We start from the raw sequence: 14,124 nt of genomic DNA on the forward strand, positions 1-14,124 counted from the left end.
GCAAGTGTAAACAATTTTCGTTTGTGATTCAGTGTATTGTCAGTTGGGCATGCGGATTCATCGGTTTACGATTGAATCTGCCAAGGCGCCGCCCTACACTCAGTCACGCCATTTCCCTGGAGACCCGGATCATGAAGCAGCGTGACATCCTCATTGTGGTCGGCAGCCTGCGCGCCGATTCGATCAACCGCCGTCTGGCGGGCGCCCTCAAGAAATGTCTGCCGCCGCACTTCGCCGCGCACGACGCTGCATTGGATCTGCCGCTGTTCAATCAGGACGATGAACACAGCCCCACGCCCGCTGTGAGCGCTTTCAAGCAGCAGGTGGCCCGCGCCGACGGCCTGATCTTCGTGACCCCCGAACACAACCGCTCGGTGCCCGCTGCGCTCAAGAACGCGCTGGACTGGGGCAGCCGCCCGCCGGGGGAAAGTGTCTGGTCCGGCAAGCCTGCCGGCGTGCTGGGCACTTCGACAGGCGGCCCGGGAACCGCCCTGGCACAGCAGCACCTGCGCAACATCCTGGTCTGCCTGGGGGTGGACACGCTCAGCACGCCCGAAGTCTTCCTGCAGATGAAGGAAGGACTGATCGATGCGCAATCGAACATCACGGATCCGCGCACCGAGGCCTTTCTGCAAAAATGGGTAGACCGCTACGTCGCCTGGGTGGAGCGCCTGGCTGCCTGATCCCGGGATACACAGCTTATCCCCGCCTGATGTGGACAAGCATGAGGACAGTTGCCGGGCAAGACGAAACAATGGTTTCAAATCAATGACTTGAAACCACTGCTCTTTTATTGCCCAGGCACAGCTTTTCGCCACGAAGTTGTCCCCGATTTTTGTGGATAAGACCCCGAAAATACGGGACAGTATCAGGGAAAATTGTTTTAAATCATCGACTTGTAGTCGATCGCATGAAAAAGAAGCAGCTCCGGGTAAACCCTGGAGCCTGCCTGCCGCTCATCGGCCGCCGTGTTTCATCCTGCTTGGCTTATCCCCGCCCAGTGTGGAAAAAGCACTTGATAGCCCGGGAACAAGAAGAAAAAGACCAGCGATATCAACACCTTGAAATTCGTGCTCAAAAACTGCCCGACATCGCCTATTCTTTTTTCCCCAGGGCAGCGCCGGAATTATCCCCGCCCATTGTGGACAAGCACGGGGAAACCCTGCTGACAATAAAGAAAAAAGCATCCATATCAAAGACTTGCAATCCATGGGCAAATATTGCCCATTTCCCGCCGACCCACGATGCATCGCCTCGGACAAGCCAGGACGGCCCCGGCCATCGCCCCCTTCTCCGTCCGGCCACGGCCTGTGGATTTATCCCCGCAAAATGTGGACAAACCCTTGAATAGCCTGCGGGCAAACCAAAATATCTGTTGCAGGGCAATAACTTGCAATGCACGGGCAATCATTGCCCAGACGCTCGCCGACATTCTGCCCAGGGTTATCCCCGCCAAATGTGGATAAAAGCCGGGACAGCTTTCTGACAAGCAGAAAAATCGCTTATAAAACAATTCACTACACGATCTGGTCAGAGATTGAACAAGGCGCACCGAGGCAAGCCGGTCTTCAGGCAACCGTTTAACGAGCGCCACGCGGTGCCGGGCGTACCGCTGGACGATGTCTGTGCACCCGCCACGCCGTTGCCAGCAGGGCAAGCCCACTCCCGAGGCATAAGCCGTCAAACGCCAGCAGCGCCCGGGCTGCGTCCGCCACATCGGCGCGCGTGGCCAGGTCCACCACAGGAATCAGGCCATAGAGTCCCCCTGCAAGCGCCAGTTGCAGCACCCAGGCCGACCTCGCGCAACGCAGCAGGAAAGGCAGCAACAGGCAGGCCAGCCAGACCAGGAAAAACACCGCGAGCTCGCCGCCGACGCGTCCGGCCAGCCCCGCCGGCAGCAGGCGATTGGCCCAGAAGTAGGCCGCGACCGCCACCATCAGGCCTGCAACGATCCCGATGTTCAGGCGGTCCACGATCTGGACATGACGTGGGGCAACCCCGCCTGGCGGCCGGCGCTTGAGCGGCCACATCACCAGCCCGGTGACGATCATGAGCGTCCCCAGGGCTCCGGCCAGGAAAAACAGGGCACGCAGGCCGCCGGGCGCAAACCGGGCCCGGTGCAGGCTGCCCAGCGATGTATCGATACGGCTGAGGACCGAGCCAGGATCGCGACGATGTTCACTGAGCAGGCTCCCGCTGGCCGGATCGAACCAGAGTTTGACATCCCCCACCCCGCCGCTGCCGCTTTGCTGCGACAGGGCGTCATTGCGCGTCGGCAGCACCTCCAGCAGCGCCCGCGGCGTGCCGGGGTCCAGCAGGGTAAAGCGACTGGGCGGCTGCCCCCAACGCTGCTCGGCCTGCGCCAGGATATCCGCGATGGGAATGGCCGCTGTCGCGGTGGACACGCCGCTGGCTCGTACCTCGCTGGCCGGGGCCGGTGCGCGCCGCCCGCCCTCATTCCAGGGCAGCAGGGTCGCTGCCAGCAACACCAGCCCCGAATAGGTGATCATCAGATAGAAGGGCAGCGCCAGCACGGCGCTGGCGTTATGGCCATCCAGCCAGCTGCGCAAGGCCTTGCCGGGCCGGAAGGTGAAGAATTCGCGAAAGATCTTCTTGTGCGTGATGACGCCGGACAGCAAGGCGACGAACATTGCCAGCGTGGCGATGCCGACGATCCAGCGTGCGGTATCGCGCGACAGGCCATACAGCTCGAAGTGCATGCGGTAAAGAAACTCGCCGCCTGCGGTGGCGCGCGGCTCCAGCACCGCACCGCTGCCCGCATCCAGCGTCAGCGTCTGCAAGGCCCGGCGCATCGGCGCCGTCCCTTCGGCTTGCGGAAGGGGCCAGGCGATACGCAAGGTATTGCCCCGGTCGGTCGGCAGATAGACTGTCCAGCGCCCGGCATCAGGCGCCAGCTCGGCCAGCTTGCGCAACGCCAGCTGCGCGCTGTCCGCCGAAGGCTGCGACGCTGCCAGCTCCGGCTGCATCCAGGCGGTGATCTCCTGCCGGTAATAGGAAAGCGTGCCGGTCAGAAAGATCACAAACATCAGCCAGCCCAGCAGCAGGCTGGACCAGGTATGCAGCCAGGCCATGGCCTGGCGCAGGCCCTTGGGCTTCATGGCTGCCCTCCTGCCAGCAGGCCGACAGCGGCCAGCCCGCCACACAGACAGGCCACCACACCCCACGCCCGGCCCGCCGAGCGCAGGCCGAAACTGGCCAGGATACAGGTCGGATAGATCAGGAAACCCAGCAGGACCACCGATCGGGCGGCCTCACCGGCATCGAGCAACGGGCGCAGGGCGAACCGCAAGGCCAGCAGCACGGCATAGCCGCCGACCACGCCCGCCAGGCTGCGTGATGTGACGGCCCACGCCGCATGGAACTTGTTCATCGTCTTGTCTCAGAAGCCCGGCGGCCACGCCGCCGGGCAGGCGCGCAGGTGTCAGAAGCCAGCCGTCAGGCCCACGTAGAAACGGCGGCCATCGAGGGTTTTGCCGTAATCCTGCGAGCTGACTTCTTTGTCGAACAGGTTGTAGATACCGAAGAAACCGCTCAGGTTCTTGTGGAAGGCGTAGCGCGCGCCCACATCCACCAGGGTGTAGGAAGGGATCTGATCGCTGCCGCCCTCCAGGGTCTTGCTCTTGAAGCGCACCTTGCCCCACAGCGCGAGTTTCTCCGTCACCGGCGAATCCGCAGCGATGTTGAACATATGCCGGGGCAGGTTGTTCAAGGCACGCCCCTTGCTCGTGCCCGAGGTGATCTCGCTGTCCGAGTAGGTGTAATTCACATCCAGCGTGGCGCGTGCCACAGGCACCCGCAGCGCCGCCTCCACCCCACGCAGGGTGGCCGAATTGACGTTCACGTACTGGCGGATTTCCTGGCGTACCTCGCCGTTGTAGTAGCAGGCCGGCGCGCCAGCCGGACTGGAGCAGATGGTCTGGGTTTCGATCTTGTCCTTGAAGCGGGTCTGATAAGCCATCAGGCTGCCGCTCACTCCGTGCTCATCGGCCCAGGTAAAGCCCAGCTCATAGTTGGTGCTTTTCTCGGGTTTCAGATTGTCATTGCCCATATCCCAGGCCCGGCCGCGCGCGGCCAGCTCAACGATGTTGTCGTCGGCCTGTTTGAGCGTGGGCGTGCGATAGCCACCGCCCACGCCGCCCTTGAGCGCCAGCGCGTCGGTCAGGTGATAAACGCTGTAGAGCCTGGGCGTGAAGTGCTTGCCATATTTTTCATTGTCATCGGCGCGCAGCCCGACCGTCACGGCCCAGTCATCGGTGACGTTGTATTCATCCTCGGCGAACAGCGCCGCCTGCCAGCGCTTCAGATTGAGCGTCTTCGACCCCGGAAATCGCGATCCATCGTGATCGGTTTGCTCTTTCTTGAACTCGGCCCCCAGCGTCAGCATATGGGCATCGAAAGGCAGCACCGTCCTGGTATTGAAGAGCGTGCTCCTGTAGCCGGATTCGTTGGTGCCGTTCTCGATATCCACCCGCTCGCGCATGATGTAGCTGTTGCTGCGATTGCCATTGCCCCAGTTCCACTCGTGCGACAGCACGAAGTGCTTGCGGGTGTTGCGCATGTCGCTGGGCGAGCCGCTGCGCTCGCTGCGCCGGTTGTCGGTGCGCGCCTGCCCCCCTTCCAGCTCCAGGCTGTGGGCCGGGTTCAGTTTCCAGCTGAGCTTGGCGGTGTTGTCGTAGCTGTCCTTGCGTGCATAGCCGCCGATGTACTTGTCTTCGTTGCGGCGGTACTTCACGCCATACAGCGTAAGAGCCAGCGCGTCCTCGACAATCGGGCCGCTCAGGTAATAGGTGCCCTGGGTGGCATTGCCGGCATTCGAATGCGCCTGCAGGGTGGCATTCAATGTGACGCTGCCGGTCCACTTGTCCGGCACCTTTTTGGTGATCAGATTGATCACCCCGCCCAGGGCGCTCGACCCATACAGCGAAGACATCGGCCCGCGGATCACCTCGATACGCTCGATCGATGACAACGGCGGCATCCAGGCGGTCTGCGCACCGCCTCCGAACCCGTTGTAATAGGCCTCGGAAGACGCACCCAGCGGCCGCCCGTCGATCAGAAAGAGCACATAGTTCTCGCCCAGCCCCCGGATGTTCACCGAAGTGGATTCCAGCTTGCCGCTTGCGCCGCCCTCGATAGACACTCCCGGGATGCCCTGCAAGGCATCGGTGACGTCGCGATAGGCTTTACCCTCCAGCTCTTCCTTGGTGATGATGGTGATGGAGGCGGGCGCGTCGGCGACCGCCTGCTCGAAGCCACTGGCCGTCACCACCACCGCATCCAGCGTAGGCGCGGCTTTCTGCGCACTCTGCGCCGCTGCTGCCGCCGGCGCCGCCAGCGCCAGCAACAACCCCCGAATCACCACTGCAGACGCACCAGGACGCCCCGACAAGACAAGCGACAACACAAAGCTCTCCGATGAGCCGGCAACCGCCTACCCTTTCCGTTGGCGGCCCGCTCCATTGCGTTTATGAATAAGAATAATTTTCAATACGCAATTTATCCGCAGGTCCTGACCATTTCCTGACGCCTGCGGCACGCTGTGGTTTGCCCGCCTCAGACCGCCACGAAACACAACCGCAACACGCAAGGCCGAACTGACACGAATGCCGCCGAGCCGCCGGCGTTGTGCATCACGCGCCGCACGATCGCCAGGCCCAGACCGGATCCGGCGCTGACGGCCGCTCCCTTTCTGAAACGCTCGAACACGGCTTCACGATGGGCCGGGGGGATGCCATCGCCCTCATCGCAGATATCCAGCACAAACCCGTTTTCGCTGCGATGCAGGCGCAAGCGCACCTCCCCTTCACCATGCCACAGGGCGTTCTCCAGGCCGTTGCGGATCGCGTCCTTGATCTCCTCGGCGTGGCCGCGCACGACCGCCCCCTCGATCAAGGCCACCGACAGCCGGCGCCCGCAGGCGTCGTAGAGCGGCATCATGGCGGCGACCACCTCGCGGCAGACACGGGCCAGTCTCGCCCTGGCGGGTGCGGCGCCCTGGCGGGCACGCTCATGCTGCGCCAGCGACAGCAACTGATGCACGCGCCGGCGCAGATCCTGCATATTTCCCTGCACCGCGGGCCAATCCAGCGCGCCGTCGGCCTGGCCCTGCTGCAGGCGCAGATCCAGAACGGTCAGCGGCGTGCGCAGCTCATGGGCGGCATCGGCCACCAGTTGCCGCTCGCGCTCAAGGGCAAGCGTCAGCCGGTCCAGAGCCAGGTTGACCGCTGCTGCCAGCGGCGCGACCTCCTGCGGCATGCCCCGCAAATCGAGGCGATAGCCCGGATCCTCCGGCACGATCCCCTGCGTAGCGCGTGCCGCCCGCGCAAGAGGCGCAAGGCTGCGCTTGACCAGCCAGCGGATCAGCCAGGCCGCCAGCGCGGCCAGCGGCAGAAACAGCAGCAAGGCCTGCACATAGCGTGAGGACATGACCATGCCGATCACTTCCCGTTCACGGACGTCGTCCTTGGCAACCAGCAGCACAGCACCATCGGGCAGACGCAGGGCGGCGGTGATGACATCGCCCCTGCCGCGCGGCAGGCTCAGGTGGATGCCGGGCGTCAGCATGCGCAACTGCGCCTTGGACCGTGGTATCGGGCCGCTGCGATCCGGCGAGTACCACAGCAGCCCGCCCTGCCCGTCGTAAAGGGTGTAACTGAGCGCCCCGCCTGCATGGGTTGCGGGAAGCCGCCGCGGATCGCTCGCGGAGCTGAAACCGGCAGCGATCTCGGTGGCCTGCAACTGCATCAGGCTCAGCCGCAGATACGCCCCCGACTCATAGACAAACAGGATGACCGAGGCAAAGCCCAGCATGAACACCACTACCGCCGCCAGAAACACCCGCCCCTGCAGGCTGCGCAACCACGGCTTCACGCCCTGTCGACCTCTACCAGCCGGTAGCCCACGCCGCGCACCGTGTGGATCTGCACCGACGCCCGCCCCGCCACAAGACGTCGGCGCAGCCGCGACACCAGCGCCTCGATGGCATTGGGCGTAACACTCTCGTCGAGGTCGTAGAGCCGCTCCTCCACCCGGTCCTTGACCACGATGCGCGGGAAGGCACGCATCAACTCCTCCAGCAGCATCGACTCGCGACGCGGAATGTCCTGTGAAGCGCCACCGATCAGCCAGGTACGAAAACGGCGCTCGTAACGCACATTGCCACGCGCCAGCTCCAGTCCGCAGGACTGCGTGCGCCGCAGCACCGCACGCAAACGCGCCACCAGCTCAGCGACCTCGAATGGCTTGAGCACGTAGTCGTCCGCGCCGCTTTCCAGCAGGCGGATACGGCTTTCGAGCGCATCGCGCGCGGTCAGAACCAGGCATGGCACCCGCGCCGTGCGCCCCAGATTCACGCTCTCAAGCACCTGCACGCCGCCCATGTCCGGCAAGCCGAGATCCAGCACCATCGCGTCATAGCGGTCCCCCGCGGCCATATCGATGGCCTGCCCGCCATTGCCGGCAACCTCGACATCGAAACCCTCCCGGGTCAGATGGGTACTCAGCAGCCCGCTCAAGGCGGCGTTGTCTTCGATCAAGAGCAATCTGGTCATGACGGGAAAATACGGACCGCCCGAGCCGACGGCCTAAGCTGTAAATAACGTAATGATAATCGTTAATACTTCTTTTTAAAAAAGGAGGGACAGCCGGGAAAACCGGAGGACCCCGGCGAGCAACCCCGGTCCGCTCAAGCGAAGCCGGCCCCGCAGCCCCTAGCCGCCGCGGTAACGCTCCCGATAGCTCACGGGCGACATGCCGCAATGCTTGCTGAAGATCTCCCGGAAAGCCTTGCTATCGTTATAGCCAACGTCGTACATGACTTCGGCCACACTCTTGCGAGAACTCTCCAGACGCTGCTTGGCGGCCTCCACGCGCACGCGCTGCAGGTATTCGACAATGCTGTTGCCGGTGGCCAGACGAAAGCGTCGCTCCAGGCTGCGCCGCCCCAGCGCGTGTCGGCGGGCCAGCTCTTCGACGGTGATTTTCTGCGTATAACGGTCTTCGATATCGCTCTGTACCGCCTGCACCACCGGGTCCGCATGTGATTTCTGCCCCATGAAGACCGAAAATGGCAACTGGCTCTGCCGGCCCCAGTCGAGCTGGAAATACTTGGCGCACCAGATGGCGGTCTCGCGATCGGTATCGCGCTCGATCAGATGCAGCACCAGATGCGCGGCGGAGAACGCGCCGCCGCTGGTGTAAATGCCCCCATCGGCCAGGACAATGCGATCACTGACCCATTGCACCTGCGGGAACAGGCTGGCATAGAGCGGCAGTGCCGCCCAGTGCACCACGGCCTGGCGGCCGTCCAGGACCCCACCCGCGGCCAGCAGCGCGGCACCCATGCACAGACTCGCCACCTCGCCTCCTGCGCAGCGATGGCACGACAGCCATTCGATCATCGCCCGATTGGATGCCACGGCGTCCGGCACCGCCCCCATCAGGGGCGGCGCAATGCAGATATCGATATCACGGGCGTCGGCCAGCACCCCATCGGCCTGCACCGTGATGCGGCCTTCGTCCAGGCGCACCTGCGGCGTCACGGCCAGGGTGCGCAACGAGAATCGCGGTGCGCGCCCCTGCATGCGCAGATATTCATTGGCGGCCAGAAATCCTTGCCTGGCCGTCTCGAGCGAAGCGATGTTGGCCGCCTGCGGCAACAGGAAGACGATGTTTTTCATGCAGAAAAGCATACGCCCGGCGATTGTCGCAATCCACCCTCAAGATTGTCGCAATTTCCTATCTGAGCCAGACACGCCCACCGATACAGTGAGGTTCACCGGAATACGGCCCGGACCGGAATCGGCCGGCGACCGCCCCGCTCCCACTGAAGCACGCCAATCCAAGGAAGGATCCATGGAAAAATATATTGACGGTTTCCTGCTGCCCCTGCCCCGGGCCAATCTTGAAAACTATCGAAAAATGTCCGAACAGGCACAGATCGTCTGGCGGGAACACGGAGCGCTGGATTACCGCGAATGCGTGGCTGAAGACATCGACAAGGAAGGCGTTGCTTCATTTCGCGCTGCAGTCGGCGCGCATGAGGACGAGACCGTCGTGTTCGCCTGGATCACCTACGCCAGCAAGGCTGAACGCGACCGCATCAATGCCCTGGCGATGGCCGATCCGCGCCTGACCGGAAATTGCTGCGAGGGCGTGTTCGACTTCAAGCGCATGTGCTGGGGCGGTTTCACCACCCTGGTCGGACACTAGAGCAACGATCGGGCGCACCGCCCGCCGGCGGCGCGCCCGATGGCTCGGCGCCTCCCCCCTCTTCCGCACGCGCCGCGCCTCCCGCCTGCCCCGACAGCCCGGCGCGCGCCAAGCTGCCGCCAGCTTGCGCGCCTTGCCCCTCCAGGCCAGCCGCCGCAGCGCCAAGGCCGATACAATCCCCGCTCGGCAACCCCGGACGAGGCCACACCGTGGGCAGGCAACGCCCCTCGCACCCGCATCGGCGCCTGCCGCGGCACGGGGTCGACCTGTGCTGTGCAAGCGATTTACAGAATGGTCTGATACCCGCCCGCCCGGCCTGACGCCAAGGGGGCCGGCAGCGTCTCCTGCGGTGTTACCCTCTTCAGGATTCGGCCCCGGCTCGGCTGCCATGACCGACCGGCGTCGCCAGCGCGCGCAAACGCCCGCCGCCGACGGCCCCCCCATTCAACCGCCCGGCAAACAAACGGGCCTGAGTTTCAGACTGTCCAGAAAAAGCATGTCGCAAGCCATCGATTCCAAACATACCCCCATGATGCAGCAGTACCTGCGGCTGAAAGCGGAGGCCGGGCCGCTGCTGCTGTTCTACCGCATGGGGGACTTCTATGAAATGTTCTACGAGGACGCCGAGCGCGCCGCGCGGCTGCTCAACGTCACGCTGACCAAACGCGGCAACTCCAATGGCGCGCCCATCCCCATGGCGGGGGTACCGGTGCACGCCATGGAGCAATACCTGGCACGCCTGGTCGCGCTGGGCGAATCGGTCGCAATCTGCGAGCAGATCGGCGACCCGGCGGCATCCAAGGGCCCGGTCGAGCGTCGCATCGTGCGCATTGTCACCCCCGGCACCCTGACCGATGAGGCCCTGCTGCCCGCCAAGGCGGACCGCGCCCTGGCCGCCGTGTGCGTCAGCGGCAAGCGCGAGCCGCGCGCCGGCATCGCCTGGCTGAATCTGGCCAGCGGCGAATTCCAGGCAACCGAATGCGCCCCCGCCCAACTGGACTCCGAACTGCACCGCATCGCACCGGCTGAACTCATCTATGCCGACGGCGCCGAACTCGACAGCACCTACGGCGGCGCGCGCAGCCGGGTGCCGGACTGGCACTTCGAGGCCGACGGTGCGCGCTCCCAGCTGCTGTCCCACTTCAAGACCGACTCGCTGGCCGGCTTCGACATCGAAGACATGCCGGCGGCGATCTGCGCGGCCGGCGCGCTGCTGCGCTACGCCGCCCGAACCCAATCGCAGACCCTGGCGCATGTGCAAACCATCCATGCCGAACGCGCCGGCCAGTATGTGCTGATGGACCCCGTCACACGGCGCAACCTGGAGCTGACGCTGACGCTTTCCGGCGAGGACGCGCCCACCCTGTTTTCGTTGCTGGACGATTGCCGCACGCCCATGGGCAGCCGCCTGTTGCGCCGCTGGCTGCACCACCCCTTGCGTGAGAATGCGCCGGTTGCCGCCCGCCAGCAGGCCATCAGCATGCTGCTGACGGCACGTCTGGAAATGGCGCAGACCTTCGGCGCAGCCGGCCTGCTGGAAACACTGCGCGGCGCGCTGGGCGCGTTTCCCGACATCGAGCGCATCGCCGCGCGCCTGGCGCTGCGCTCCGTGCGCCCGCGCGAGCTGGCCAGCCTGCGCGATGCGCTGGGTACGTTGCCGCAGCTGCAACGCCTGCTTGCCCCGTTGTCGGGCGACGGCCGCCTGGCTGAACTGGCCTCCCACCTGTCGCTGGATCCGGCCATCGGCGCCCTGCTGACCCAGGCCATCGCCCAGGAACCTGCGCTGGCGGTACGCGACGGCGGCGTCATCGCCGCTGGCTTCGACGCCGAACTGGACGAACTGCGCACGCTGGCGGCCGACAACGGCGAGTTCCTGCTCCAGCTGGAGGCGCGCGAACGCGAGCGCACCGGCATCAGCAACCTGCGGGTCGAGTTCAACCGCGTGCACGGTTTCTATATCGAGGTCACCAAGGGCCAGGCCGACAAGGTCCCGGAGGACTACCGGCGTCGCCAGACCCTGAAGAACGCCGAACGCTACATCACCCCGGAACTCAAGAGCTGGGAAGACAAGGTGCTGTCGGCCCAGGATCGCTCCCTGGCGCGCGAAAAATGGCTGTTCGAACAGCTTTTGGATCATCTGGCCGGCGCCGTGCCGCCGCTGTCGGCAGCTGCTGCCGCGCTGGCCGAACTCGATACGCTGGCCAGCCTCGCCGAGCACGCGCGCCGCCATGACTGGGTCGCCCCCGACCTGCTCGAAACTTCCGAGATCGACATCGAGGCGGGGCGCCACCCGGTGGTCGAGCATGCCATCGAACGTTTCACGCCCAACCACTGCCGCCTGGACGCCACACGCCGCATGCTACTGATTACCGGCCCCAACATGGGGGGTAAGTCGACCTACATGCGCCAGGTGGCCCTGATCGCGCTGCTGGCGCGCACCGGCAGCTTCGTGCCTGCGCGGCGCGCGCGCATCGGACGGCTCGATCGCATCTTCACCCGCATCGGCGCGGCCGACGACCTGGCCGGCGGACGCTCGACCTTCATGATGGAGATGACCGAAGCCGCCGCCATCCTGGCCGCCAGCACCGCGCACAGCCTGGTCCTGATGGACGAGATCGGCCGCGGCACGTCCACCTACGACGGGCTGGCGCTGGCCTGGGCCATCGCCCAGCGCCTGGTCACGCACAACCGCGCCCTGACGCTGTTTGCCACCCACTACTTCGAACTCACGCGCCTGCCCTCGGAGCAGCCCACGGCAGCCAACGTCCACCTGGCGGCAGCCGAATCGGCCGGCGGCATCGTGTTCCTGCACGAAGTGCGCGAAGGCCCGGCCAGCCGCAGCTATGGTATTCAGGTCGCCCAGCGCGCCGGCATTCCGGCCGCCGTGATCCGTCATGCCACGCGCGAACTGGAACGCCTCGAAGCCCAGGGCGCGCCCACGCCCCAGCTGGGCCTGTTTGCCGCCGCCCTGGACGCCGACGCCCACGAGCAGGCGCGCGATGAGCAGGACGCCGAACTCGACGCGCTGCACAGTCTGCGCCAGACTCTGGCCGACATCGACCCCGACAGCCTCACCCCGCGCGAAGCGCTGGAAGCCCTTTACCGTCTCAAGGCACTTTCATGATCCTGGATCAGCCCCTCACCCTGCTCGGCGGCCTCAGCCCCGAGGTCTTCATGCGCCGCTACTGGCAACGCAAGCCACTGTTGATCCGGCAGGCCATCCCCGGCGTCAAGCCGCCCGAGAGCATCACCTCGCTGCGTAAAATGGCGCGCCGCGATGACGTCGAGTCGCGCCTGATCTGGCGCGAAGATGGCCAATGGCAGATGGAGAACGGCCCCTTCGCCCGCCTGCCCAAGCCCGCCGAGCCAGACTGGACACTGCTGGTGCAAAGCGTCGATCAGCACAGCGATGCCGCAGCCGAGCTCATGCAGCGCTTCCGTTTCATCCCGGATGCCCGGCTCGATGACCTGATGATCAGCGTGGCCTCCGATGGCGGCGGCGTGGGGCCGCACTTCGACAGCTATGACGTGTTTCTGCTGCAGGTCGCCGGCACGCGCCGCTGGCGCTATGGCCGCCAGAAAGACCTGTCGCTCGAACCCGGCCTGCCGCTGAAGATCCTGAGCCAGTTCGAACCGGAGCACGAGGCCGTGCTGGAGCCGGGCGACATGCTCTACCTGCCGCCTCAGGCCGCCCACGATGGCGTTGCCATCGGCGACGGCTGCGTCACGGTCTCTATCGGTTTTCGCGCTCCCACCCAGGCCATGCTCGCGCGCGGCCAGCTCGAAGCCGCCGCCGACCAGGCCATGGCGCGCATCGGTCTGCTGGGCGGGCCTTATGGCGAACCGGCACTGCCCGGCCCGCGACTGGACGGCCTTTATCGCGATCCTGGCCAACCCGCCACGGCCCAGCCTGCCGCCCTGCCCGACGCCTTGGTGCAGGCCACCCTGGCCACCCTCGACAAGCTGCGCTTTGACGACGCCCTGGCCGCCCGCTTCCTGGGCTGCTGGCTCACCGAACCCAACCAGATGGCGGTTTTCGACAGCCCGCTGGAGCACGTCGAACTGGAACACGACTGGCCTGACCGGGGTCGCCTGATGCTGGACCGCCGCAGCCGCATGCTCTATCGCGACAAGCAGCTGTTCATCAATGGCGAGACGGCCATGGTGCGCGCCGAACCGGCGCTGCGCCTGCTGGCCGACGCCCGCAGCCTGGACTGCACCGACCCCGCCTGCCGCAAGCTCAGCGACGAGGCACGCAGCTGCCTGGCCGACTGGCTGGATTCGGGCTGGTTGCACTACCGCGCCTGACACCGGTCCCCATCCGCGGCGTGGCCGCGGATGGGGGAAATCCCGTAGCATCCGGACACCTCGAGATGACCAGGCCGCACAAAAAACAAATAAACCTGTCGCTCCGGTAACATCCGGACAAGCCCCAAACATCGCGGCAAACACTGTTGCAGTTGGGATGCCTCCGCTTTAACTTCCCTACGCCAGCAACGAGTCGATTCTTGTAGCCTGAGTACTGGTTTTCCCCGCTTGCCAACGGGGCCGACGAGTTTTCACAACAAGGAGTCTCGACATGATGAGCAAAACCCTGATCGCCGCTTCGGTCATGGCCGTCGCACTGGCCGCCTGCAATAAGGACGAGTCCGCCGCTCCGCCTGCCGACAATCCCGCGCCGACCAGCCCGAGCACCGCCCCCACCACGCCGGCCCCGACGCCGGAACCGGCTCCGCAGCCCGATGCCGCCCCGACGCCGTCGCCTGCGCCCAGCACGCCCGACACCACGCCGGGCGAGGGTTCGACCACGCCGGGTGGTGGCGCTTCGGCCTCGTAAGCCGGCTCGTCCGCCATCTGTCTACGGCCTGCGCCGGGGGAAACCCCGGCGCAGGC

The 14,124-nt window shown here is 65.3% G+C and carries 12 protein-coding genes; 6 read left to right on the plus strand and 6 right to left on the minus strand.

The window, feature by feature from the left end; genetic code table 11:
• Positions 1–131 precede the first annotated feature (131 nt).
• Positions 132–683, plus strand: a complete 552-nt coding sequence (locus tag A7V84_RS12645) for an NADPH-dependent FMN reductase (protein ID WP_025513513.1) — start codon at positions 132–134, stop codon at positions 681–683.
• 227 nt (positions 684–910) lie between these two features.
• Entirely contained in the window at positions 911–1,351 is a 441-nt protein-coding gene (locus A7V84_RS21160; protein WP_127070869.1) for a hypothetical protein, read from the plus strand.
• Between the two features lie 229 nt (positions 1,352–1,580).
• Here A7V84_RS21160 and A7V84_RS12650 read toward each other — a convergent pair whose 3' ends face one another.
• The 6 genes from A7V84_RS12650 to A7V84_RS12675 form a co-directional block, all read right to left on the minus strand.
• Positions 1,581–3,119 (minus strand): PepSY-associated TM helix domain-containing protein, encoded by a 1,539-nt coding sequence (locus A7V84_RS12650; protein ID WP_063491354.1) that lies wholly within the window; start codon positions 3,117–3,119, stop codon positions 1,581–1,583.
• Positions 3,116–3,391 carry a hypothetical protein gene (locus A7V84_RS12655; RefSeq protein ID WP_033534571.1) on the minus strand — a complete coding sequence of 92 codons (276 nt, stop codon included), beginning with the start codon at positions 3,389–3,391 and terminating at the stop codon, positions 3,116–3,118. Before A7V84_RS12655 ends, A7V84_RS12650 begins: the two co-directional genes overlap by 4 nt.
• A 51-nt stretch (positions 3,392–3,442) precedes the next feature.
• Positions 3,443–5,425, minus strand: coding sequence for a TonB-dependent receptor domain-containing protein (locus tag A7V84_RS12660; protein WP_081695000.1), 1,983 nt, complete (start codon positions 5,423–5,425; stop codon positions 3,443–3,445).
• A gap of 149 nt (positions 5,426–5,574) precedes the next feature.
• Positions 5,575–6,891: a sensor histidine kinase gene (locus tag A7V84_RS12665; protein WP_127070872.1), complete on the minus strand. Its 1,317-nt coding sequence runs from the start codon at positions 6,889–6,891 to the stop codon at positions 5,575–5,577.
• Entirely contained in the window at positions 6,888–7,571 is a 684-nt protein-coding gene (locus A7V84_RS12670; RefSeq protein ID WP_025513524.1) for a response regulator transcription factor, read from the minus strand. Before A7V84_RS12670 ends, A7V84_RS12665 begins: the two co-directional genes overlap by 4 nt.
• Positions 7,572–7,730: 159 nt before the next feature.
• The gene (locus A7V84_RS12675) at positions 7,731–8,711 is read right to left on the minus strand and encodes a GlxA family transcriptional regulator (RefSeq protein WP_063491355.1); all 981 of its coding nucleotides are present in this window, start codon (positions 8,709–8,711) and stop codon (positions 7,731–7,733) included.
• Between the two features lie 163 nt (positions 8,712–8,874).
• Here A7V84_RS12675 and A7V84_RS12680 point away from each other — a divergent pair, with 163 nt between their 5' ends.
• The 4 genes from A7V84_RS12680 to A7V84_RS12695 all read left to right on the plus strand — a co-directional run bounded on the left by A7V84_RS12680 (position 8,875) and on the right by A7V84_RS12695 (position 14,068).
• Positions 8,875–9,231, plus strand: a complete 357-nt coding sequence (locus tag A7V84_RS12680) for a DUF1428 domain-containing protein (RefSeq protein ID WP_025513527.1) — start codon at positions 8,875–8,877, stop codon at positions 9,229–9,231.
• A 496-nt stretch (positions 9,232–9,727) separates the two neighbouring features.
• Positions 9,728–12,355, plus strand: a complete 2,628-nt coding sequence (gene mutS / locus A7V84_RS12685) for a DNA mismatch repair protein MutS (RefSeq protein ID WP_412778656.1) — start codon at positions 9,728–9,730, stop codon at positions 12,353–12,355.
• Entirely contained in the window at positions 12,352–13,539 is a 1,188-nt protein-coding gene (locus A7V84_RS12690; protein ID WP_063491356.1) for a cupin domain-containing protein, read from the plus strand. Before mutS ends, A7V84_RS12690 begins: the two co-directional genes overlap by 4 nt.
• A 271-nt stretch (positions 13,540–13,810) precedes the next feature.
• Positions 13,811–14,068 (plus strand): hypothetical protein, encoded by a 258-nt coding sequence (locus A7V84_RS12695; protein ID WP_025513533.1) that lies wholly within the window; start codon positions 13,811–13,813, stop codon positions 14,066–14,068.
• Positions 14,069–14,124: the final 56 nt, after the last annotated feature.

The organism is Bordetella trematum (assembly GCF_900078335.1).
Lineage (GTDB): Bacteria > Pseudomonadota > Gammaproteobacteria > Burkholderiales > Burkholderiaceae_B > Bordetella > Bordetella trematum.

What these genes read in the sequence shown, in the direction of transcription:
- A7V84_RS12645 (WP_025513513.1), top strand. Translation starts at nt 132, where the DNA reads ATGAAGCAGCGTGACATCCTCATTGTGGTCGGCAGCCTGCGCGCCGAT.
- A7V84_RS21160 (WP_127070869.1), top strand. Translation starts at nt 911, where the DNA reads ATGAAAAAGAAGCAGCTCCGGGTAAACCCTGGAGCCTGCCTGCCGCTC.
- A7V84_RS12650 (WP_063491354.1), bottom strand. Translation starts at nt 3,119, where the DNA reads ATGAAGCCCAAGGGCCTGCGCCAGGCCATGGCCTGGCTGCATACCTGG.
- A7V84_RS12655 (WP_033534571.1), bottom strand. Translation starts at nt 3,391, where the DNA reads ATGAACAAGTTCCATGCGGCGTGGGCCGTCACATCACGCAGCCTGGCG.
- A7V84_RS12670 (WP_025513524.1), bottom strand. Translation starts at nt 7,571, where the DNA reads ATGACCAGATTGCTCTTGATCGAAGACAACGCCGCCTTGAGCGGGCTG.
- A7V84_RS12675 (WP_063491355.1), bottom strand. Translation starts at nt 8,711, where the DNA reads ATGCTTTTCTGCATGAAAAACATCGTCTTCCTGTTGCCGCAGGCGGCC.
- A7V84_RS12680 (WP_025513527.1), top strand. Translation starts at nt 8,875, where the DNA reads ATGGAAAAATATATTGACGGTTTCCTGCTGCCCCTGCCCCGGGCCAAT.
- mutS (WP_412778656.1), top strand. Translation starts at nt 9,728, where the DNA reads ATGTCGCAAGCCATCGATTCCAAACATACCCCCATGATGCAGCAGTAC.
- A7V84_RS12690 (WP_063491356.1), top strand. Translation starts at nt 12,352, where the DNA reads ATGATCCTGGATCAGCCCCTCACCCTGCTCGGCGGCCTCAGCCCCGAG.
- A7V84_RS12695 (WP_025513533.1), top strand. Translation starts at nt 13,811, where the DNA reads ATGATGAGCAAAACCCTGATCGCCGCTTCGGTCATGGCCGTCGCACTG.